The following is a 21,584-nucleotide window of genomic DNA, read 5'->3' on the forward strand; positions in this document are numbered from 1 at the left end:
CGTCAGGCCGTGACCACGGTGTAGCCGGCCTCCTCGACGGCGGCTCGCACGGCCTCCGGGGCGGCCGTGCCGCGCACGGTCACGGTGGAGACGCCGTCGGCCACCAGGTCGACATGCACCTCGGTCACGCCCTCGAGGGCGGTGATCTCCTCGGTGACGCTCCGGGCGCAGTGGCCGCAGGTCATGCCCTCCACCGGGTAGCTCGCGGTCGCGCCGGCCGCGGGGGACACCGCGGCGGCCGCGGGAACGGCCTGCTCGGACGCCGGGGCCGGGGCGCAGCAGGCGCAGCCGGTGGAGAGCATCGGCAGGGGCGTGCGGGTCTCGGGGGTCATCTGGAACTCCTTCGATCGGATCGTGCGGTGCGACGGGGACGGACATGGCCCCGACCCCTCTCAGGTATATACCCCTAGGGGGTATAGATCAAGGGGGTCACCGGGCGGCCTCCACCGGCGACGGACGCACGCGCTGACGGGTGGGCAGCTCCACGGTGAAGACCGCCCCGGCGCCGGGCCCGGGGGACGTGACGGTCAGCGTCCCGCCGTGGGCCTCGACGAGGGCCCGGGCGATGGTCAGGCCGATCCCGGAGCCGCCGCTGTCGCGGTCCCGGGCGCTGTCGCCGCGCCAGAAGCGCTCGAACACCCGGGACAGGTTCTCGGCGGCGATGCCGTCGCCGGTGTCGGCGACGCGGACGGCCACCCGCCCCGGACCCCGCCGGGAGACGCCGAGGACGACCTGCCCGCCGGGCGGGGTGTGGCGCAGGGCGTTGGTGAGCAGGTTGCCCAGCACCTGGCCCATCCGCTGGCGGTCCACCTCCACCGCCCCGGCGTCGTCGTCGATGTCCAGGACGAGCCGCACGCCCTTGGCGGCGTAGGCCTCGCGCTGGGCCTCCGCGGCGGAGCGGGCCGGCTCGCCGGTCGGCAGCTCGGTGCGGTCCAGGTCGATCCGGCCCTCCTCGGCCCGGGACACGTCGTGGATGTCCTCGACCAGGCGCGTGAGGCGCCCGAGCTGGTCGGCGACGAGCTCACCGGTGGCCTCGTCCCAGTGCGCTACCCCGTCCTGGAGCGCCTCGCAGTAGACGGTGAGCACCGAGATCGGGGTGCGCATCTCGTGGGCCAGGTCCGAGAGCATCCGTCGCCGCAGCTCCTCGGTGCGCTCCAGCCGCTCGGCCATGGCGTTGAACGAGGCCGCCACCGCGTCCACCTCGGCTCCGGCGGCGAGGGCCGGGACCCGGCTGTCGTAGCGGCCGCGGGCCACCCCCCGGGCCGCCTCGGTGAGGGCGGAGAGGGGCCGCCGGAGCCGGCGGGTGAAGAGCCAGGTCACCGCCGCGGCGCAGACCAGGGCGGTGCCCAGGGCCACGCCCAGGGTGATGACGCTGGCGTCGCGGTAGGCCCGTTCCACGTGCAGCAGCTCCGGGGAGTCCGCGGAGTGCCCGGCGATGACCAGGTGCTCGTGGAAGATCGGGGGGCCGGCCAGGGAGGCGACCACCACGGCGGCGAGGATGCTCGCGGCCACCACGATGGCCTGGGCCAGGAAGAACCGGGAGGCCAGGCCGCGGGGGCGTCGCCGCCGGGTCATCGGGCCACCATCCGGTAGCCGACCCCGCGCACGGTGTCCACGAAGGCGGCCTGGTCCTCCCCGAGCTTCCGGCGCAGGTGCCCGATGTGCACGTCCACGATCCGCTCGTCGCCCACCCAGGCGGGGCCCCACACGACGTCGATGAGCCGGCGGCGGCTCAGCGCCTCGTGCGGCCGGTCCGTCAGAGCGGCCAGCAGCTCGAACTCGGTGCGGGTCAGCGCCACCGGCTCCCCGCCCACCCGCGCCTCGTGGGCCGCGAGGTCGACGGTCAGCTCCCCGAACACCCGGGCCGGCTCGACCGGGGCCACGGTGGTGCGGGGACGGCGCAGCACCGCGGCCACCCGCGCGACGAGCTCGCGCACGCTGAAGGGCTTGGTGATGTAGTCGTCGGCCCCGGCCGCCAGCCCGGCCAGCTTGTCCTCCTCGTCCCCGCGCGCGGTGAGCATCAGCACGTAGCACTCGGAGAAGCCCCGGATCCTGCGGCACACCTCGATGCCGTCCAGCCCCGGCAGCCCCAGGTCCAGCACCACCACGTCCGGCCCCTGGCCGCGGGCGGCCTCCACGGCCTCGGGCCCGGTGTGGACGGTGGCGACCTCGTAGCCCGCGCGGTCCAGGTAGGTGGCGACCATCCGGGCCAGGGGCTTCTCGTCGTCGACCACCAGCACCCGCCCGGCCGCCGCGTCAGTGCCAGGATTCATGACTTCAGTGTCCCCCTCCCCTCGGGGCGCGGCGGCTCCCGGGGGCGGTCAGGGGCGGAATCTTCGTCAAACCTTCACGGAGAACGCCGCGGGGTCCCGCACCGGCCGGTCGAGAACGGCCGGCGGCCTCGCGGCGCGGTGCGGTGCGGGCCGGGAAGGACGCATGGACCCCCTGGCCCGCAGGTCCCTGCTCATCGGCGGCCTCGGCCTGCTCGGCTCCGGCGCCCTGGTGGCGTGCGCGCCGCGGGCGGCGTCCTCGGCCCCCTCCGACGACGACGCCGGCGACGGCGTCAGCGGGGCAGCCGGACGCTCAGCCGGGGCAGCAGGACCTGGACCAGCGGGCCGATGGCCAGCGCGTAGAGCACCGTGCCCAGCCCCACGGTGCCGCCGAGCAGCCAGCCGATCAGCACCACGACCGCCTCGATCGAGGTGCGCACCACGCGCACGGAGCCCCCGGTGCGCCGCACCAGCCCGGTCATCAGCCCGTCCCGCGGGCCCGGGCCCAGGTGCACCCCGATGTAGGCGGCGGTCGCCACGGCGTTGAGGACCACGCCGGCGAGCACGAGCAGCACCCGCAGCCACATCGCCTCGACCGGCGGCAGCACCAGCAGGGTCGCGTCGAGCACCAGCCCGACCACCACCGCGTTGCTGAGGGTGCCGATCCCGGGCCGCTCGCGCAGCGGGATCCACAGCAGGAGGAGCAGCACGCTGACCACGATGACGACCGTGCCCATGCTCACCCCGAACTGCCGGGACAGCCCCTGGTGCAGCACGTCCCAGGGGACCACGCCGAGCTCGGAGCGCACGAGCATCCCCATGGTGATGCCGTAGAGCACCAGCCCGGCGTAGAGCTGCACGAGCCGCCGGGGCAGCCTGCGCGAGTCGGGAGGGCGCGCCCCGGCCCGGTCGGTCGAAGGGGTGGGGCGGCGCGGAGGACGGGTCATGGGAACCATCCTCGCCCCTGCGGGGCCCGCGCGGCGCCCACCCGGCGTTCCCGGCCCAGGCCTCCGCTCCGGTCGACGGGCACCAGCCGGCCCCCGGTTCACCGGCAGGGCATCCCGGCGGGACTTCCCGGAGCACCCGCCCTGGGGGTTGACTGGGCACCGTGCCCGGCGTGCGCCGCGGTGCACGCCCCGCCGTCGTCCGTCCCGCCCCGGGCCGGAGCACCGACCCCGAAGGAGAACCCGTCATGCGTGGAGTCCTGCTGCACACCCCCGGAGACGTCCGTGTCGAGGACCGCGAGCGCCCGGCGGTCGTCGAGCCCACCGACGCGATCCTGAAGGTCGCCGCCGCCTGTGTCTGCGGCTCCGACCTGTGGCCCTACCGGGGCCTCGAGGACGTCGACGGCCCCGCCCCGATGGGCCACGAGTACGTCGGCACCGTGGAGGAGGTCGGGGACCAGGTGCAGGACATCGCGGTCGGCGACTTCGTGGTCGGCTCCTTCTTCGCCTCCGACAACACCTGCGAGATCTGCCGGTCCGGCTACCAGACCCACTGCGTGAACCGGCAGCCCGGGGCGGCCACCGGCGCGCAGTCCCAGTACGTGCGGGTCCCGCTGGCCGACGGCACCCTGGTGGCCACCCCGGGACAGCCCGACCCGGAGCTGATCCCGTCCCTGCTGGCGGCCTCGGACGTGCTGGGCACCGGCTGGTTCGCCGCCGTGGCCGCAGAGGCCGGTCCCGGCAAGACCGTGGCCGTCGTGGGCGACGGCGCGGTCGGACTGCTCGGCGTGCTGGCCGCGAAGCAGCTGGGCGCGGAACGGATCATCGCGATGTCCCGCCACGCGGACCGGCAGGCCCTGGCCCGCGAGTTCGGCGCCACGGACATCGTCGAGGAGCGCGGCGACGAGGGCGTCGCGCGGATCAAGGAGCTCACCGGCGGGCTCGGGGCGCACTCCGTCATCGAGGCCGTGGGCACCCAGGAGTCGATGCTGCAGGCCATCCGCTCCACCCGACCCGGCGGACACGTCGGCTACGTCGGCGTGTCCCACGACGTCTCACTGCCCGGCCAGGAGCTGTTCTTCTCCGGGGTGCACCTGCACGGCGGGCCCGCCCCGGTGCGCCGGTTCCTGCCCGAGCTGATCCGGCTGATCTGGGACCGGCAGATCGACCCCGGCAAGGTTTTCGACCTCACCCTGCCGCTGGAGGAGGCCGCCGAGGCCTACCGGGCGATGGACGAGCGCCGGGCCATCAAGGTCCTGCTCACCACGGACTGAGCTGCCGCCCGGCCCGGCGGATCGGCGGACCGCCGCCGCCCGGACGCAGGGGGCAGCCCTAGGCTGGGAGGCATGCGCTTGCTGCTGATCCGCCACGGCCAGACCCCCTGCAACGTCTCGGGAGAGCTCGACACGGCGGTGCCCGGCGCCCCGCTGACGAGTCTGGGGCGGGCCCAGGCCCGCGCGGTGCCGGCCGCTCTCGGCCACGAGCGGATCAGCGGCGTCCACGCCTCGCAGCTGGTGCGGACGCAGCTCACGGCCGCGCCGCTGGCCGAGGCCCGAGGGCTGGCGGTGCAGGTCCGGGCCGGCCTGGAGGAGATCCCGGCCGGGGAGCTGGAGATGCGCGGGGACCCGGACGCCCGCCGGGCCTACATCTCCTGCCTGCTGGCGTGGGTGCACGGCGACCTGGGGCAGCCCATGCCAGGCGGCCCGGACGGCCACGAGTTCCTCGGCCGCTACGAGGCCGCGCTGCAGCAGATCGTGCAGGACCACGACCCCGCGGACACGGCCGCCGTGTTCAGCCACGGGGCGGCGATCCGCGTCTGGACCGCGCTGCGCGCCGGGATCGACGCCGCCGAGGCGGCGGAGCTGGAGATCATGAACACCGGCGCGGCCGTGCTCGAGCACTGCGCCGGCGGCGGGTGGGAGCTGGCGGCCTGGCACCGCGATCCGCTCGGCGGCGCGGCGCTGGAGGACCCCGCCGCCGAGGACGTCACGGGCGAGAGCGCCGAGGACGTCCTCGAGGAGACCGCCGGGAGCGGCGCCGAGGGGGCGACGAGCTGACGGAACGCCCCTGACGGAACAGCGCTGACGGCACGACGACGGCGGGCCCGTCCGCTCACAGCCCCTGCGGGCCGGGCACGTGCTCGAACACGAGACTGGTCTGCGTGGCGGCCACGACCGGGTTCGAGGACAGGTGCTCGATCACGAACTGGCGGATGTGCTCGGTGTCCCGCACCCGGACGTGGATCAGGAAGTCGTCGACCCCGCCCAGGAAGAAGTACTGCGAGACCTCGGGGACCGTCTTCAGCGACTCCCCGAAGGCGGCCATCTGCTGCCGGGCGCCGGGGCGCAGTCGCACGCTGATGAGCGCCTCGATGGTCTGGCCCAGGGCCTTGGGCTCGACCTCCACGGTGAACCGGCGGATCACCCCGGCCCGCTGCAGCGCCTTCATCCGGGCGAGGCACGTGGACGGCGCCACCCCGAGGGCCTCGCTGAGGGCCTGGTTGGTGGCGCGGGCGTTCTCGCGCAGCAGGCCGAGCAGCCGGAGGTCGAGGTCGTCGAGCTGGTGGGCGGGCCGCAGATCCTGCGGCGCGCGCGGTGTGGGATACGTCACATGACGCTCCATTCTGCCAGTTCTGCGGTATCTGCCGAAGGACCTTCGATCCTAGTGCGGAGCGGGGGAAGAAACCGTAGTTTTTTCTCACCGCACCACCGTTTCTTCGGAAGGCCCCATCATGATCGTCTCCGTTCCCCGCGAAGTGAAGACCAACGAGTACCGGGTGGCCATCACCGCCCCGGGCGTGCACGAGCTGGTGGCCCACGGCCACGAGGTCCTCGTCGAGGCCGGGGCGGGCCTCGGGTCCGGGATCGACGACGACGCCTACACCGCCGCCGGCGCGCAGATCGTGGCCGACGCCGACGAGCTGTGGGCGCGGGCGGACATGGTCCTGAAGGTCAAGGAGCCGGTGGCCTCCGAGTACCACCGCTTCCGCGAGGGCCTGGTGCTGTTCGCCTACCTGCACCTGGCCGCCGAGCCCGAGCTGACCACCGCCCTGCTGGAGGCCGGGGTCACCGCGATCGCCTACGAGACGGTCCAGACCCCGGACCGGCGCCTGCCGCTGCTGGCCCCGATGAGCGAGGTCGCCGGGCGGCTGGCCGTCCAGGCCGGGGCCGCGGCCCTGACCGCACCGGCCGGCGGCAAGGGCGTGCTGCTGGGCGGGGTGCCCGGGGTGCGCCCGGCGAAGGTCACCGTCCTGGGCGCGGGGGTGGCCGGCACCAACGCCGCCGCCATGGCCGTGGGCCTGGGCGCGGACGTGAGCATCCTGGACATCAACGTCGACCGCCTGCGCCAGCTCGACGACCGGTACGCCGGGCGCCTCACGACCATCGCCTCCAACGCCCTGGAGGTCGAGCGCGCCGTGACCGAGGCCGACCTCGTCGTCGGCTCCGTGCTCGTTCCCGGGGCGAGAGCCCCGAAGCTGGTGAGCAACGAGATGGTGGCGGCCATGAAGCCCGGCAGCGTGCTGGTGGACATCGCCGTGGACCAGGGCGGGTGCTTCGCCGACTCCCGTCCCACCACCCACGCGGACCCGACCTTCCGCGTCCACGACACGGTCTTCTACTGCGTGGCCAACATGCCCGGGGCCGTGCCGTCCACCTCCACCTACGCGCTGACCAACGTCACCCTCCGCCACGCCGTGGCCCTCGCCGACCGGGGCGCCGAGGCCGCGCTGGCCGCCGACCCGGCCCTGGCCGCCGGGCTCAACGTCCACGCCGGCCGGGTCACCCACCGCTCGGTGAGCGAGGCCCACGGCCTCGAGCACACCGACCCCGCGCTCGCGTCCGCCTGAGCGCCGGCACCCGGTCCCGGGGCGGCCCGTCGCCGATCGCGGCGGGCCGCTCCGGCGAGCGCCCAGGGCCGGTGGATAGGCTTCGCGGATGAGCCTCTTCCCCGCAGCGGACCCCCACCTCCTCCGCAAGCTCGTCCTGCGCTCGGCGGCCGGCTTCGCCGCGGTGCAGGCCGCCGTCGTCGTCACCCTGGTCGGCACGGACGCGGTCAAGCGCCGGCAGCGCGTGCGGCGCAGCGGCTTCCCCCGGCCGGGGACCTTCGAGGGCGAGGTGGCCGGCACCGGCACCACGGCCTACACCTACGGCGAGGACCTCTACCGGGACATGCTCGCCGCGATCCGCGGCGCCGAGGAGCGCATCCTGCTGGAGACCTACCTCTGGAAGGACGACGAGGTCGGCACCGCCTTCCGCGACGCCCTCAACGAGGCCGCCGAGCGCGGGGTCGAGGTCTACGTGATCTACGACGGCTTCGGGAACCTCGTGGTGCCCCGGTCCTTCTACGCGTTCCACCCGGACGTGCACGTCCACCGCTTCCCCGCGGTGCACCTGCGCCGGCTGCTGACCCCGGTGCAGGCGTCCGGGCTGACGCACCGCAAGCTCCTCGTGGTCGACGACGAGGTCGGGTTCGTGGGCGGCTACAACATCGGCTCCCTGTACGCCACCGAGTGGCGCGACACCCACGTGCGCCTCACCGGGCCCGCCACCTTCGAGCTGAGCCACTCCTTCGCCGCCGTGTGGAACCACTCCTCCGCCCACCGCCCGGACCGGCTGCCGCACCTGAGCCCTGGCGAGTGGGACTCGCGCGTGCACGCGGTCAACAACATCCCGGCGAGCCTGGTGTACCCGATCCGCAGCGTCTACCTGGACGCGATCCACCGCGCGACGCACCACATCCACCTCACCACGGCCTACTTCATCCCCGACCAGCAGATCCTCGAGGCGCTGGTCGAGGCCTCCCACCGCGGCGTGGACGTGCGGGTCATCATCCCGGAGAACTCCAACCACGTCATCGCCGACTGGCTGGCCCGCGGCTTCTACTCCGCGCTGCTCGAGGAGGACATCACGCTGCTGCTCTACCGCAACGCGATGATCCACGCCAAGACGGTCACCATCGACGGCCAGTGGTCGCTGGTGGGCACCGCCAACATCGACCGCCTGAGCCTGGGCTTCAACTACGAGACGACCCTCGAGATCCACGACGAGGCGTTCGCCGCGGACATGGAGCGCATCTTCGCCGCCGACAGCGAGAACTGCCGGGAGCTCACGGCCGAGGAGTGGGACCGCCGCCACCCCGCGGCCCGCTTCGCGGAGGTGGTCCTGCGGCCGCTGTGGCGGTTCCTCTGAGCCGGCGGGGACCCTTCCGGTGACCTGCCGCGCCGCTCGGGCCGCGGCGGGTCAGCCGGCCCGGCCCACCGTCTCCGCCAGCATCTCGGCGGTGGGGTATCGCGAGCGCAGGAAGTCCACCGGCAGGCCGGTGCGGCGCGCCACGAGGTCGTGGGTGGGCGGCTGCCCCTGACGGCTGAGGTCGAGCACCGTGGCCCCGATCAGCTGCTCGCGCTTCCGGTGGCGCCGCTCCTGCAGGTGCCGCACGTCCTCGGGGCTGAGCCGCCGCTTCCTGCGCACCGGGCGACGGCGACCGCCGCCCGCCGTCCCGTGCTCGGGCGCGCCCGGTGAGGCGCCGGGGGTCCGCGGGGCGTCCCGGCGGGAGGCCCAGGCCCGTGTCCCGGCCACGTCCCTGTGCAGCTGCTCGACGAGCTCCTTCGACCCGGAGTACCGCCGCTGCGGCCGGAGCCGTTCGTGCAGCCGCACGAGGACGGTGTGCCCGTAGAGGTCGCCCGTGAAGTCGAGCAGGTGGGCCTCCAGCAGGCGCACCCCGTCCCGGCCGTAGTAGGTCGGCCGGCGGCCGACCGACACCGCGGCCAGGCGCACCGGCCCGGACCGGGCCGGGTCGATCTGCACGGTGGCCGCCCAGACCCCGTCGCGCCACGGCTGGTCGGGCACGGCAACGTTGGCGGTGGGGAAGCCCAGCAGCCGGCCGCGCCGGTCCCCCGCGACGACGATCCCCTCGACCTGCCAGGCCGCCGCGCGGGACCGGCTCAGCTCGAGAGCCCTCGAGGCGGAGTGGGCGCCCGGGTCCGGGGAGGACGTGCTTGCGTGCGCGTCAGGGGCGGGCGGAGGCTCAGCCGGGCCCGAGGGCGCGGCGATCGGGTCGGCGGTGTGAAGGTTCGTCATGCGGAACTCCCGTGGTGTTCTGATCCTGTTCCGGGGGCGGGGCGCCGGGCCGGAGGGGTGTGTCGGCTCCGGTCCGCGCTCAGGCGTCCCGGAGTCCGGCGGCGGCGTACCGGGCGTAGTCCTTGCGGGCGCTCGTCCGGAGTGCCTCGGTGACCTCGGCGGCCGCGTCCTGCATGGCGCGGACCCACTCCTGGACGGTGGCGCCGTCCACTGCGGCGGGCAGGTGGCACAGGCGCAGCACCAGGCCCGAGTTGACGGGGTTCTCGGAGTCGGGAGCGAACACCGGCACCACCACGCTGGCCAGCCGGACCCCGGTCTCCGAGGCCTCGACGGAGCCGCCGAAGAAGTGGCGCGCCCCGGCGATGGTCGTGCGCACGGCACGGTCGCGGGCCGGGGTCAGCTCACCGCCGGCGTACTCGCTCAGCGCCTCCCCGAGCCGCTCGTAGCCCTCCGGGTCGTGGTCCACGCGGGAGATGGCGTACCCCTGCTCGCGCACCCGCTGCGCGGCCTCGCGATAGGCGGTGATCACCTGCTCGTCCTGCGGGTGGATGCGGGAGACCCAGCGCTCCACCTGGTCCGGGCTCCAGGCCACGGCGGCCTCGCCCAGCGGCGGGATGAGGGGCACGCGCACGCCGATGCGCTCGTCGGCGTCGCTGTCCCCGCCGTAGGAGGTCGCGCCGATGGTCTGGTCCAGGGCGCTGACCTGCACCAGCGCAGCGGCCGAGCACCCGAACCGCTGCGCGAGCCGGTCCATCTGCGGGCGGGCGGCCTCCGCGATCCGCACGGCGGAGATGAGCGACTCGTCCACGTGGGCCGACAGTCCCGTGGTGGAGAACCCGCCGTAGCCGCCCTGGAAGAACAGCAGCGGCGTCACCGGCCGGTTCACCGCGATGTCGTCGACGGCCACCAGGGTGATGTAGTGGTCGCCGGCCTCGATCTCCCGCTCGATGCGCCCGTGGATGTGCGCCACGGCGCCGGCGATCACCGGCGCCCCCGAGGGCGAGCGGCTCCACTCGACCTTGTCGAACTTCTCCGGGTCCTTCGAGGCGAGGGTCCTGCAGGCCTGCAGCTGGTCGTGGGCGAAGACACTGATGCACACTCCGTCCGCCGCCCGCAGCTTCGCGTAGGTGGCGGAGGTCGTCATCGGCATGAAGGAGACCAGCGGCGGCTCCAGCGAGACGGAGCTGAAGGTGCCGACGACCATGCCCACGGGCTCGTCGTCGACCATGGCGGTCACCACCACCACGCCCGTCGGGTAGTGGCCCATGACGTCGCGGAACGCCCGCGGATCGAAGGTGGTCGGGGTGTCGAGAGTGCTCTCGCTCATGGCGTTCTCCTCAAGGTGTGGATCGGCGACCCCTCGGCCGACGTTTGTACTATCGGAACAAGAATATATTCGTGACCCGGATCACGCCACCCATGTTTCGAAGTTGCATGAGCACGCGCCATCCACACGAGTGAGGACAAAATCTTTTGAGCCAGATTATGCAGAATCCGTTGACAGTGTCATAAATCACACACAGGATGGGGCATCAGCACCCGGACCCGTGAGCTCATGCGGAAGGTCCGGAGAGACCCACGGAGAGGCCATCGTGAACCGACTCAGATCAGTCAGCACACCGCTGCTCGTGTTCCTGCTTTTCATCGGCGCGTTCTTCGGCTATCCGCTGCTGATGCTCGTGTACGGAGCCTTCCGCAGCGGCCAACCGGGAACCGACGGGGACCTCACGCTCTCCGGGTTCACGAACGCCTACGGCGACCCGGCCACGTGGGAGACGCTGTGGGCCTCGGTGCTCTATGCCGTCGGCGTGCAGACGATCGGCATCGTGGGCGGCTTCGTCTTCGCCTGGCTCGCCACCCGGACCAACACGCCGGGGGCCAAGGCCATCACCATCACGATGGTCACCATCTTCGCCATCCCGACCCTCTTCTTCGCGATCAGCTGGGGCATGCTCACGGGTCCGACCGGCCTGGTCACCCAGACACTCGGGACGGGCGCGGACGGCCAGGCCCGCCTGGACGCGTTCTCCTGGACCGGACTGATCCTGGTGAGCGGGCTGAAGGGCATCGCTGTGATGTACCTGCTCCTGCTCGGCCCCGTGCGCGCCCTGAACCGCTCGATGGAGGAGGCGGCCCGGCTGTCCGGAGCCAGCCGGCTCCGGCTGTTCGTGGACATCAACATCCCGATCCTGCTGCCCACCCTGTCCGGTCTGGCGATCCTCGGCTTCGTGAACTCCCTGGGGCAGCTCGACGTCGCCCTCATCCTGGGCGTTCCCGCCGGCATCTACGTCTTCCCGACGCAGATCTACGACTTCCTCGCCACCACCCCGATCCGCTACGACTCCGCGAGCGCGCTGTCCCTGCTGCTGATCGCCATCATCTACCTGCTCGTGCTGGTGCGCTCCAAGGCCCTCGGCAACCGGAACTTCATCACGGTCACCGGCAAGGCCTACCGCCTGGAGCGGGAGGACATCGGCGCCTGGCGGTGGGCGGGCCTGGCACTGTTCCTGCTCTACACCGCCGTGGCGCTGCTCCTGCCCCTGGTGCAGCTGATCATCGGCTCGCTCCAGCCGGTCCTGGGCGTCTCCGGGATCACCCTCAAGCACTACCTCGACCTCTTCGACTCCTCCGACGTCCTGCGGGCCCTGCAGAACACCTTCTTCGTGGGCGTCGTCGGCGGGTTCTTCGCCACGGCACTGGCCGTGCTCATCAGCTACGTCGCGCTGCGGAGCAAGTCCCGCCTGGCCAAGGTTCCCGAGCTCGTCGTCTGGGCCGTCGTCGCGGTCCCCGGCATCGTCCTGGCGCTGGCCATCACCTGGGCCTACCTGAGCGTGCCCGGCCTGAAGAACCTCTACGGCTCGGTCTGGATCGTGCTGATCGCCCTGACCATCGTGGTGACACCGATCGCCCAGCGCGCCACCAGCGGACCGGTGGGCCAGCTGGGCGTCGAGCTGGAGGAGTCCGCCCGGGTGTGCGGCGCGTCCGCGCCCCGCATGATGGGCACGATCGTCGTGCCGCTGATCGGGCCCACCTTCCTGGCCTCCTGGTTCATCACCGGTGTGATGGCCGCCGGCAGCCTGGACATCCCGATCCTGCTCTCCAGCACGCGGACGGAGACCGTCTCGCTGCTCGTCTACAACTACTACACCCAGCTCGGCAACGGGTCCCGGGCCGCCGCCCTCCTCCTGGTCCTGCTCGTGCTGCTGGCCCTGGGCGGGGCGATCATGCTCGGCATCGGACGCCTCCTGCGCAAGCGCGCCGAGCGCAGGACCAGGTCCCGCGGAGCCCTGGTGGACGCCGTCCGGCCCGACCCGCAGCTCGACCGGGCGGCATCCACTCCCGACCCGGACCAGATCCCCGACGACACCCGCGCACTCAGCGCGGCCTCCACCCGATAGGAAGACCCATGGCAAGAGTGAGCATCGAGTCCCTGGAGAAGCGGTACTCCCCCAAGGCGGCGCCGGCCGTGCCGGCGCTGGACCTGGAGATCGAGGAGGGCGAGTTCCTGACGCTCCTCGGCCCGTCCGGGTGCGGCAAGACGACCACCCTGCGCTGCGTCGCGGGACTGGAGCGCCCGACGGGCGGACGGGTGTCCATCGGACACGAAGTGGTCGACGCCCCCGCAGAGCACCGCCACGTCCCCCCGGAGAAGCGGGACATCGGCATGGTCTTCCAGAGCTACGCCCTGTGGCCCCACATGTCCGTGGCCGCCAACGTCGGCTATCCGCTCCGGATGCGCAAGGTCAGCGTGCCGGAGCGGGCACGCCGGGTGCGCGACGTCCTCGAGATGGTGGGCCTGGACGAGTACGCGAGCCGCATGGCCACGGACCTGTCCGGAGGCCAGCAGCAGCGCGTGGCCCTGGCCCGAGCCCTCGTCGCCGACCCCCGGCTGCTGCTCTTCGACGAGCCGCTGTCCAACCTGGACGCCCGGCTCCGCCAGGACATGCGCAGCGAGCTGCGGGACATGCACCGCCGCGTGGGAACGACCTCCATCTACGTCACCCACGACCAGGAGGAGGCCGTCTCCCTGTCGACGCGCATCGTCCTGCTCAACAAGGGCGAGATCGAGCAGGTCGGCACACCCCGGGAGATCTACTGGCACCCCGTCTCGCACTTCGTCGCCGACTTCGTCGGCTACGACAACTTCCTGAGGGCGGCGGTCGTCACCGCCGATGACCACGGCGTGGCCGTCCGCCTGGACGGCACCGACCTGCGGCTGGACTGCCCTGCCCGCGCCGGACTGCGCGAAGGGGACCAGGTCGAGATCGCCATGCGCTCGGCCTCCGTGATCATGGGCGAGCCGGCCGAGACGATGCCCAACCGGTGCACCGGCACGGTGGTCGACATCGTCTACCTCGGCGACGAGTACATCTACGTCCTCGAGATGGGCCCGCAGCGCTTCTCCGTCTCCCTGCGCACGGCGGAGGTCGCCAACATCTGGCCCCACGGAGCGCCCTCCCGCGGCGACACCGTCACCGCGGCGATCCCCCCGGACTCCCTCGCCTGCCTGCCCCTCTGAACCTCACGCACCATCCTCACGAAAGGTCCACACATGAAAGCACGTAAGAGCCTCACCGTCCTGGGACTGGCCTCGGCCCTGGCGCTGACCGGCTGCGGCGGGGACGCCCCGGCCGCCGAGGGCCTGGGCGCGCGCGAGGGCGTCGACGCCGAAGCCGGCCTCGGCGGCGCGGAGGCCATGGCGGAGTTCGAGCAGATGTACGCCTCGGCGGTCGAGAACGGACAGACCACGGTCAACGTCTACACGCCGCTGACGGCCACCTGGCCCGCCGTCTTCGAGGGCTTCCAGGAGCGCTTCCCGGAGATCCAGGTCGAGCCCCTCCAGATCGTCGGCGCCGAGCTCGACACCAAGGTCTCGCAGGAGCAGTCCTCCGGCCAGCGCATCGCCGACGTGGTCATCACCGGCGACACCGGTGCCGTGGCGCTCGCCGACCGGGACTACTTCTCCGAGTACCGCCCGTTCAACGCCGAGGAGCTCACCGGGGACCCGCAGTTCTCGCTCGACGCGGGGACCCTCACCGCGGTCTCGGCCTCGCCCCGCGGATTCGTGTACGACACGCGTCAGGACGTGGGAAGCGTGCCGGAGAGCTGGGACGACCTGCTCGACCCGGCCCTGAAGGGCAAGATCACCATGACCGATCCCGCCACCGACGGCGGCGGGATGCAGTGGGCCGATCTCGTGCTCAACGAGGACTCCCTCGGGGAGGAGTACCTGGAGAAGCTGGCCGACCAGGACGTGGTCATCGCGTCCAACACCGCCGAGTGCCACAACGCCGTGGTCCAGGGGCGCGCCTACGTCTGCCTCATGGGTGCCATGGGTAACTACCTGACCCTGTCCGGGGACGGGGCGCCGGTGGAGATCACCTACCCCGTCGAGGGCGGCAACTGGGCCACCTACTGGTACGCCGGGGTCATCGACGGCGCCGAGAACGCCGACGCGGCGAAGCTGCTCACCGCCTGGCTGAACAGCCCTGAGGCCAACGGGATCAAGGCCGAGGCCGGCCACGGCCCGGTGACCAATGCCGAGGACGTCGACCTGGAGTTCGAGAACCCGGCGGACGTGCCTCAGCTGCCGCGGCCGGACCTCGCCGACGTCACCGACCGGCAGAAGTCCAGCCAGCCGGTGATCGCAGGCATCTTCGGCTGACACCCGACGAGCGGCGGCGGGACCACCGGCACCCGGTGGTCCCGCCGCCGCTCGCACCGTCGGGCCGCCCGTCCCGGGTGGCCCCTCCGCCGTCGGTGTCCGACGGCGCGGATCTCGGCCCGGCGCACCGAGCGACCGGTGAACAGGAGTTGAGCACCGTGGGACACGATCCGGCGCACGGCATGCGCGTCATCACCCTCGGCACCGCCGGTGGCCCGCTGCTGCGGCCGGGACGGGACGCGCGCCACCGCAGCGGCATCGCCACGGCCGTCGTGGTCGGTCCGGCCGTCTACCTGGTGGACTGCGGGCACGGCGTGGGGCTGCGCATGGCCGAGGCGGGACTGTCGTTCACGGACCTCCGGGGGATCTTCATCACCCACCACCACTCGGACCACACGATCGACCTCAACTCCGTCATGGTCCTGGGCGGGCTCGCGCTCCGGGGCCACCCGGAGCGGACCGTCCCCGTGCTGGGGCCGGGCCGGCGCGGAGGGCTGCCACCGGCCTCCGGGCCCGGGGAGGAGCCCGACCCCGTCTTCCCCGACGCCCCGACACCCGGGACGGCAGACCTGGTCGAGCTGCTGCTCCGCGCCCACGCCACCGACCTCAACGACCGCCGGCGGGACTCCCGCGCGCCGGATCTCTCCCGCGTCTTCCGCGGCGAGGACATCGTCATCCCGCCCCACGTGGGCTTCCATCCCGACGAGGCGAACCATCCTGACATGGAGCCGCTGGAGGTCTTCCGCGACGACCGGGTGACGGTCACCGCCACCCTGGTCCAGCACCGGCCGATGGCACCCGCCTTCGCCTTCCGCTTCGACTCGGCCCACGGGTCCGTCACGGTGTCCGGGGACACCGCGCCCAGTGGGAACCTGGTCCGCCTGGCCGCGGGGTGCGATCTCCTGCTCCACGAGGCCATTGACCTGGAGTCCGTGGCCGGCAGCTACCGCGCTCCCACGCAGCAGGACCTGGACGCCAGCATGGGACACCACCGGCGGGCGCACACCACCCCGGAGGACGCCGGGCGCATCGCGGCGGCGGCACAGGTCCGCACTCTGGCCCTGCACCACCTCGTACCGGCCCACGCGCCTCTCGAGACCTGGCTGCGCGCCTCGACCACGTTCGCCGGGGAACTGCTGGTGCCGGCGGACGGCGAGTCCATTCCGGTCGGGCGGTGAGCGCCGCTCCCGGCGAACGGCTCCCGCGGGGTGCCACCCGCGGACGCCGGGCCTGCCGCCGGAGGCCTGTCCCACGTGGTGACAAGGAAGCCCGAAGGTCGCGGCAAAGAATGCATTCTCTGTTGACCTTTGCATGACAGCTCGTTATTGTGATCTCAGATGTGATGTGCATTACCTCTCTCCGCCCTGCCGGGGCTCGGGGAGCGGCAGCGGACACACGTCCGGCCCCGGACAGCGGCGGGCCGTCGACGGCAAGGAGGCACAGTGGAGAACCGATTCGACCCGGCGTGTGAGGTCATCGTGGTGGGGGCGGGGCCGGTCGGCCTGACCGCCGCCCTGCTGCTGGCCGAGGCCGGCGTCCGCACCACGGTCGTGGAGAGGTCCACCGCCCCCGGCGACCTGCCCCGGGCCATCAGCCTGCAGGACGAGTCGTTCCGGGTCCTCGAGCAGATCGGGATCGCCGACGACCTCAAGGCGGAGTCCCTGCTGGACACGGGCAGCCGCTACTTCGGGCTCGACGACCGCCTGCTCGCAGAGGCACGGCCGGTTCCGTCCCGGCTCGGCCACCCCGCCAAGACCCAGTTCGACCAGCCGATCCTCGAGCAGCTGCTCTTCGACCGGGCCGTGACACACCCGGGCCTGGAGGTGCTGCTCGGCACCGAGGCCACGGAGCTCTCCCAGGACGCCGAGGGAGTCAGCCTCCGGGTGAGCACCCCGGACGGACCCCGGACCCTCACGTCCAGCTGGCTGATCGGCGCCGACGGCGGGCGCAGCTTCACCCGGTCCGCCGTGGGGATCGACCTGGTCGGCTCCACCCAGCCCCAGCGCTGGATCGTCATCGACCTGCTCAACGAGACCAGGCCACGGGACCCGTACGCGGAGTTCCACTGCGACGGGCGGCGTCCCTACGTGCTGGTCCCGGGCGCCGGAGGACGTCTCCGGCTGGAGTTCATGCTCTTCGACCACGAGGACGCGGACGAGATGACGTCCCCGGCCCAGATCCGGGAGCTGCTGCGACCGTTCCGCGCCGAGCTGGACCCCGCCGACATCCGGCGCGCCGCCGTGTACGTCGCCCATCAGCGGGTCGCCCGGTCCTACCGGGACGGCCGGGTCTTCCTCGCCGGGGACGCCGCGCACCTGATGCCGCCCTTCGCCGGGCAGGGCCTCAACGCGGGCGTCCGCGACGCCTCGAACATCGCCTGGAAGCTCGTCGACGCCGTCCGAGGCGGAGCCACCGACCGCCTCCTGGACACCTACGAGACCGAGCGCCGGGCCCACGGCGCGAAGATGATGATGCTCTCCCGCCGGATCGGTGCCGTGGTCATGGCCACCAACCCGCTCAGCACCCGGCTGCGCGACGCCGCCCTCCAGCTGCTGCGCAGGGTCCCCCCGGTGCACGCCTACCTGGCCGGCATGCGCTTCGTCACCCCGCCGGATTACTCCGACGGCGTCGCCGTGCCGACCGGCGGAACCACCGCCGCCGATCTCCCCGGGATCACGACCGGGAGGTCGCTGAGCCAGCCCACCGTCACCGATCCGTCCGGCCGCCGCGCCGGCCTCGACGCCCACCTCGGCCGCGGCTGGTCGGTGATCGGCCTCGGCGCCGACCCCGACGGCCTGGACCCGTACTTCACCCGGATCGGAGCGACCCTGGTGCGCCTGGACGGGCCGGGCACCGACGAGACCGCAGCACGCGGGAACGGAGCCGACGTGGTCCGCGTCCGCGAGGACCACGAGACCCTGACCGCCGGACTCCCCGGGGAACCGGTGTTCGTGGTGGTCCGCCCGGACCGCTATGTGGCCGCCGTCTTCACCCCGGCCGAGCAGGCACGGGTCGTCGAGGTGCTGCGCACCCACGTCGACGACCGTGTCCGCGCCGCCCGCCAACCGACCGCCTGACCGGACCCGCCAGGCCCCGATGCCCTTCCCAGGAGGACCGATGACCGCACTCAGCACCCCGCCGGCCACCCAGCCGACGCACGGCGACCTGTACTGGACCGACGAGTACCCGCAGATCACCGAGGACGACGAGACGCTCCGGCGGATGGTCACCGGCGCGGAGGCACCCGTGCTGCTGGCCGCCCTGGCCACCGCGCTGCGGGACACCTCGATCCTCCCCCCGGAGCTGTCCCCGCCCCTCCCGCCCATGGGCACGGCCCTGCAACCGCACGGCGGCCTGACCTCCGAGCAGGTCGAGCAGGCCCAGGAGCTGGCGTTCGAGGGGCTCCGGAGACTGCGCGACGAGGACGTCAGAACGCTGGAGCCGCTCACCCCCGAGCAGACGGACGCCCTCCTGAACTGGTTCACCGGAGGGCGCACGGAGCACGATGCCGGCTGGATGGGCCAGATGAAGCACGAGTTCGGCCTGGCACCGGACCGCAACGGCTCCCCGGACTGGCAGTACGAGGACTACCGGGCGGATCCGGGGGCCGAGCCCTTCGAGACGCTGATCGTGGGGGCCGGGATCTCCGGCATCGCCGCCGCCTACCGGCTCCAGGAGGCAGGCCTGCCCTACACCTGGATCGAGGCCTCGCACCGCGTGGGCGGCACGTGGTGGAAGAACCACTACCCCGGGGTGCGCCTGGACACCCCCACCTACGGCTACAGCTTCTCCTTCGCCCAGCGGGTGGACTGGCCGCACCAGTTCGCGCAGGGCCACGAGGTCCTCGACTACCTGGAGACCGTCGCCGAGCGGGCCGGGTTCGCCGAGCAGATCGAGCTGGACACCTCGCTGGTGCGGGCCGTCTGGGACGAGGACTCCGCCACGTGGCTGGCCACCACCCGCACCCGCGACGGCGAGGAGCAGGTCCGCCGCTACAACGCCGTCATCACCGGGGTGGGCCAGCTGGACCACCCGCACATCCCGGAGTGGCCGGGACAGGACTCCTTCCGCGGCGCGCAGATGCACTCCCAGGAGTGGGACCACGGCGTGGACCTCACCGGCAAGCGCGTCGCGGTGATCGGCACGGGCGCCAGCGCCTACCAGATCGTGCCGGCCGTCGTGGGCGAGGTGGAGCAGCTGTACCTGTTCCAGCGCAGCGCCCCGTGGATGCTGCCCGCCCCCACCTACCACGACCCGATGTCCGAGACCGCTGACTGGCTGCACACCAAGGTCCCCGGCTACGGGCAGCTGTTCCGGCTGTGGGTCACCGCCGGCGGCATCGACGGGCGGCTGCACATCGCCACCGCCGAGGAGGGCTGGGAAGGTGCTCCGCTGAGCGTCTCCCGCGCCAACGAGGAGTTCCGCCGGGCGATCATCCAGCGCATGGAGGAGCAGTACGAGGGCCGCCCGGACCTGCTGGAGAAGGCGATCCCCCAGTACCCGCCGTCGGCCAAGCGCATGCTGCGGGACAACGGCGTCTGGGCCGCGGCCCTGAGGTCCCCGCAGACCGAGGTGATCTCCGAGGGGCTGGAGTCCTTCACGCCCACCGGCCTGGTGACCGCGGACGGGCGGGAGCTCGACGTGGACGTGGTCGTCTACGCCACCGGCTTCCGTCCCTCCGACTACCTGGACCCGATCGAGATCGTGGGCCGGGACGGCGTCGAGATCCACGACTACTGGGGCGGTGACGCCAAGGGCTTCGCCGGCATCACCGTGCCGAACTTCCCCAACTTCTTCATGCTGATGGGGCCCAACACCGGAGGCGTCGTGGCAGGCGGCCTGCACTTCATGATCGAGCGGGCCGCCGAGTACGCGGTGGAGGCCGTCCGCCAGCTCCTCGAGCGCGACGCACGGGCCCTGGTCCTCACGCAGGAGGCCCTGGACCGGCACATCGCCTGGGTGGACGCCGAGAACTCCCGCATGACCTGGGGACAGCCCTACGTGCGGACCTGGTACAAGAACCGCTTCAACCGCGTCTCCCAGGTGTGGCCCTTCCGGACCACCGAGTACTGGCGGATCACCCAGGCCGTCGAGGCGGACGACTACGAGTTCCTGCGGTGAGCGGGCCGGACGCCGGTGTCGACGTCGTCCTGCGCTACGCCGAGCCGGCGGAGCCCGGCGACCGGTTCGCCGAGGCCGTCCTCGTGGGCCGGGGGGACGGCGCACCGGCCGGCCCCGAGCAGCCCTCGGCCTTCCCGCAGCGGCCCGGCGCCCTGAACGCCCTGCTGGGCGGCGCCAACGGCGAGGTCCCGCAGAGCGAGACCGCCTTCCAGGTCCGGGTCCAGGCCCCGCCCGGCGCCGAGGGGCTGCCCGTGGTGGTGTTCGTCCCCGGCGGCGGCTTCCTCTCCGGCACGGGCAACGCCCGCTGGTTCACCTCCCCTGCTCTGGTGCAGAACGGGTCTGTCGTCCTGGTGACCGTGAACTACCGGCTCGGCGTCCTGGGCCACCTCGGCCCGCGCGGGGACGCGCACGAGTCCCAGCGACCCCTGCGGGACCTGCTGCAGGCGCTGCACTGGGTCAAGGACGAGATCGGTGCCTTCGGCGGGGACCCGGAGAACATCACCCTCGCCGGTGACTCCGCCGGCGCCTGGTACGGCTTCGCCCTGGCCGCGCACCCCGGGGCCTCCGGACTGTTCCGGCGCCTGGCGCTCGTCAGCCTTCCCTGGGAGCCGCCGCTGACCCCGGCGGCGCTGGAGGAGAGGTGGCGTCCGGCCGCCACCGCCCTGGCCGGCGCCGGCGGACTGGCCCGGGCGCCGCTCGAGGCCGTCCTGGACGCCCAGGGGGACCTGGCCCGCGCCTTCGCCGGCCGGGGCATGGCCCTCATGCCCGCGGCCGGCGGACCCGTCGCCGAGGACCTGCACGACTACGGCACCTCGTCGGCGCGCCTGCACATCGAGGCGCTGCTGCTGCTGTCCACCTCCGAGGAGGCCTCGGCCTTCCTCCGCGCCGCCCCGGACGAGGCGTTCCCGCCGGGCGTCGTGGACGGCCACCTCCGGTCGCACTTCGCGGACCCCGCAGCCGCAGAGGCCTGGATCGACCGCAAGCGGCCCGGTGCCTCCGGCAAGGAGCGCATGGTCGAGGCGATGACGCTCCACCAGTTCCGGCTGGCCCACCTCGAGCTCGCGCACGCCGCGACCCGGGCCGGTCTGGAGGTCCACCTCGCCGGGTTCTCCGTGCAGAGCCCGCTGCCCGGTGCCGGCAGCCCGCACTGCATGCCGCTGCCCTTCCTCTTCGGCGACCGCCGCCGCTGGGAGGACGCCCCGATGCTGCGCGGCCTCGACCCCGCCGTCTTCGACGGCACGGCGAGCGCGCTGCAGGAGTGGTTCCTCGGCTTCGTCCGCGACGGGCGGCCCCGGGCCGGCGGCCGCCCGGTCCCCGGCTTCGACCCGGCGGATCCCCGGCGCCTCGAGTTCGGCGGAGGCGCCCCGGACCTCCGGGCCCCGGACGAGGGGCACCTGGTCGCGCTGCGCCCCTGAAGGAGCACCGCGCAGAGGGAGGGGGGTGGGACCTGACGGTCCCACCCCCCTCCCTCTGCGGCTCGAACCACTGCGCTCGAGCCGGCACGAGC

Annotated in this window: 18 protein-coding genes; 11 read left to right on the top strand and 7 right to left on the bottom strand. The window is 73.1% G+C overall.

The window, feature by feature from the left end:
• Positions 1-2: 2 nt before the first annotated feature.
• From RCG67_RS14395 to yczE, 4 genes are all read right to left on the bottom strand, one after another.
• Positions 3-332: a heavy-metal-associated domain-containing protein gene (locus tag RCG67_RS14395; protein WP_368827243.1), complete on the bottom strand. Its 330-nt coding sequence runs from the start codon at positions 330-332 to the stop codon at positions 3-5.
• A 97-nt stretch (positions 333-429) separates the two neighbouring features.
• The gene (locus RCG67_RS14400; protein ID WP_368827245.1) at positions 430-1,575 is read right to left on the bottom strand and encodes a sensor histidine kinase; all 1,146 of its coding nucleotides are present in this window, start codon (positions 1,573-1,575) and stop codon (positions 430-432) included.
• Positions 1,572-2,273 carry a response regulator transcription factor gene (locus RCG67_RS14405; protein ID WP_368827246.1) on the bottom strand — a complete coding sequence of 234 codons (702 nt, stop codon included), beginning with the start codon at positions 2,271-2,273 and terminating at the stop codon, positions 1,572-1,574. The genes RCG67_RS14400 and RCG67_RS14405 overlap by 4 nt, the downstream gene beginning before the upstream one ends.
• 290 nt (positions 2,274-2,563) lie before the next feature.
• The gene (gene yczE / locus RCG67_RS14410) at positions 2,564-3,217 is read right to left on the bottom strand and encodes a membrane protein YczE (protein WP_368827248.1); all 654 of its coding nucleotides are present in this window, start codon (positions 3,215-3,217) and stop codon (positions 2,564-2,566) included.
• Positions 3,218-3,462: 245 nt separating this feature from the next.
• Between yczE and RCG67_RS14415 the strand changes: the two genes are divergently transcribed.
• Both RCG67_RS14415 and RCG67_RS14420 read left to right on the top strand, forming a co-directional pair.
• Positions 3,463-4,488, top strand: coding sequence for a zinc-dependent alcohol dehydrogenase family protein (locus RCG67_RS14415; protein WP_368827250.1), 1,026 nt, complete (start codon positions 3,463-3,465; stop codon positions 4,486-4,488).
• Between the two features lie 72 nt (positions 4,489-4,560).
• Positions 4,561-5,271 (top strand): histidine phosphatase family protein, encoded by a 711-nt coding sequence (locus RCG67_RS14420; protein WP_368827251.1) that lies wholly within the window; start codon positions 4,561-4,563, stop codon positions 5,269-5,271.
• A 55-nt stretch (positions 5,272-5,326) separates the two neighbouring features.
• Here RCG67_RS14420 and RCG67_RS14425 read toward each other — a convergent pair whose 3' ends face one another.
• On the bottom strand, positions 5,327-5,824 hold the full coding sequence (locus tag RCG67_RS14425) for an Lrp/AsnC family transcriptional regulator (protein ID WP_408669430.1): 498 nt from the start codon (positions 5,822-5,824) through the stop codon (positions 5,327-5,329).
• A gap of 121 nt (positions 5,825-5,945) precedes the next feature.
• Between RCG67_RS14425 and ald the strand changes: the two genes are divergently transcribed.
• Together ald and RCG67_RS14435 are read left to right on the top strand one after the other, a co-directional pair.
• Positions 5,946-7,061 (top strand): alanine dehydrogenase, encoded by a 1,116-nt coding sequence (gene ald, locus RCG67_RS14430; RefSeq protein ID WP_368827253.1) that lies wholly within the window; start codon positions 5,946-5,948, stop codon positions 7,059-7,061.
• Positions 7,062-7,149: 88 nt separating this feature from the next.
• Positions 7,150-8,403: a phospholipase D-like domain-containing protein gene (locus tag RCG67_RS14435; RefSeq protein WP_368827254.1), complete on the top strand. Its 1,254-nt coding sequence runs from the start codon at positions 7,150-7,152 to the stop codon at positions 8,401-8,403.
• A gap of 51 nt (positions 8,404-8,454) precedes the next feature.
• On the opposite strand, the gene RCG67_RS14440 is transcribed toward RCG67_RS14435, so the two are convergent.
• A complete protein-coding gene (locus tag RCG67_RS14440; RefSeq protein ID WP_368827256.1) occupies positions 8,455-9,291 on the bottom strand; it encodes a riboflavin kinase in 837 nt (278 codons plus the stop codon).
• A gap of 79 nt (positions 9,292-9,370) precedes the next feature.
• The gene (locus RCG67_RS14445; protein WP_368827257.1) at positions 9,371-10,618 is read right to left on the bottom strand and encodes a flavin reductase; all 1,248 of its coding nucleotides are present in this window, start codon (positions 10,616-10,618) and stop codon (positions 9,371-9,373) included.
• A gap of 265 nt (positions 10,619-10,883) precedes the next feature.
• Here RCG67_RS14445 and RCG67_RS14450 point away from each other — a divergent pair, with 265 nt between their 5' ends.
• From RCG67_RS14450 to RCG67_RS14480, 7 genes are all read left to right on the top strand, one after another.
• Entirely contained in the window at positions 10,884-12,689 is a 1,806-nt protein-coding gene (locus tag RCG67_RS14450) for an ABC transporter permease (protein ID WP_368827259.1), read from the top strand.
• A gap of 8 nt (positions 12,690-12,697) precedes the next feature.
• Complete coding sequence (locus RCG67_RS14455; protein ID WP_058875137.1) at positions 12,698-13,810, top strand: ABC transporter ATP-binding protein; 1,113 nt, start codon at positions 12,698-12,700, stop codon at positions 13,808-13,810.
• Positions 13,811-13,843: 33 nt separating this feature from the next.
• Positions 13,844-14,956: an ABC transporter substrate-binding protein gene (locus RCG67_RS14460; protein WP_368827261.1), complete on the top strand. Its 1,113-nt coding sequence runs from the start codon at positions 13,844-13,846 to the stop codon at positions 14,954-14,956.
• Positions 14,957-15,114: 158 nt separating this feature from the next.
• Positions 15,115-16,134 (top strand): MBL fold metallo-hydrolase, encoded by a 1,020-nt coding sequence (locus tag RCG67_RS14465; protein ID WP_368827263.1) that lies wholly within the window; start codon positions 15,115-15,117, stop codon positions 16,132-16,134.
• A 264-nt stretch (positions 16,135-16,398) separates the two neighbouring features.
• Positions 16,399-18,033 (top strand): bifunctional 3-(3-hydroxy-phenyl)propionate/3-hydroxycinnamic acid hydroxylase, encoded by a 1,635-nt coding sequence (locus tag RCG67_RS14470; protein ID WP_368827265.1) that lies wholly within the window; start codon positions 16,399-16,401, stop codon positions 18,031-18,033.
• 40 nt (positions 18,034-18,073) lie between these two features.
• Positions 18,074-20,077: a flavin-containing monooxygenase gene (locus RCG67_RS14475; RefSeq protein WP_368827267.1), complete on the top strand. Its 2,004-nt coding sequence runs from the start codon at positions 18,074-18,076 to the stop codon at positions 20,075-20,077.
• Positions 20,074-21,492, top strand: coding sequence for a carboxylesterase family protein (locus RCG67_RS14480; protein ID WP_368827269.1), 1,419 nt, complete (start codon positions 20,074-20,076; stop codon positions 21,490-21,492). The genes RCG67_RS14475 and RCG67_RS14480 overlap by 4 nt, the downstream gene beginning before the upstream one ends.
• Positions 21,493-21,584 lie beyond the last annotated feature (92 nt).

This window comes from Kocuria cellulosilytica (assembly GCF_040981245.1).
Taxonomy (GTDB): Bacteria; Actinomycetota; Actinomycetes; order Actinomycetales; family Micrococcaceae; genus Kocuria; species Kocuria cellulosilytica.

Coding starts and splice junctions, on each gene's coding strand:
- yczE (WP_368827248.1), bottom strand. CDS start 3,217: ATGACCCGTCCTCCGCGCCGCCCCACCCCTTCGACCGACCGGGCCGGG.
- RCG67_RS14400 (WP_368827245.1), bottom strand. CDS start 1,575: ATGACCCGGCGGCGACGCCCCCGCGGCCTGGCCTCCCGGTTCTTCCTG.
- RCG67_RS14455 (WP_058875137.1), top strand. CDS start 12,698: ATGGCAAGAGTGAGCATCGAGTCCCTGGAGAAGCGGTACTCCCCCAAG.
- RCG67_RS14445 (WP_368827257.1), bottom strand. CDS start 10,618: ATGAGCGAGAGCACTCTCGACACCCCGACCACCTTCGATCCGCGGGCG.
- RCG67_RS14405 (WP_368827246.1), bottom strand. CDS start 2,273: ATGAATCCTGGCACTGACGCGGCGGCCGGGCGGGTGCTGGTGGTCGAC.
- RCG67_RS14395 (WP_368827243.1), bottom strand. CDS start 332: ATGACCCCCGAGACCCGCACGCCCCTGCCGATGCTCTCCACCGGCTGC.
- ald (WP_368827253.1), top strand. CDS start 5,946: ATGATCGTCTCCGTTCCCCGCGAAGTGAAGACCAACGAGTACCGGGTG.
- RCG67_RS14415 (WP_368827250.1), top strand. CDS start 3,463: ATGCGTGGAGTCCTGCTGCACACCCCCGGAGACGTCCGTGTCGAGGAC.
- RCG67_RS14440 (WP_368827256.1), bottom strand. CDS start 9,291: ATGACGAACCTTCACACCGCCGACCCGATCGCCGCGCCCTCGGGCCCG.
- RCG67_RS14420 (WP_368827251.1), top strand. CDS start 4,561: ATGCGCTTGCTGCTGATCCGCCACGGCCAGACCCCCTGCAACGTCTCG.
- RCG67_RS14435 (WP_368827254.1), top strand. CDS start 7,150: ATGAGCCTCTTCCCCGCAGCGGACCCCCACCTCCTCCGCAAGCTCGTC.
- RCG67_RS14460 (WP_368827261.1), top strand. CDS start 13,844: ATGAAAGCACGTAAGAGCCTCACCGTCCTGGGACTGGCCTCGGCCCTG.
- RCG67_RS14475 (WP_368827267.1), top strand. CDS start 18,074: ATGACCGCACTCAGCACCCCGCCGGCCACCCAGCCGACGCACGGCGAC.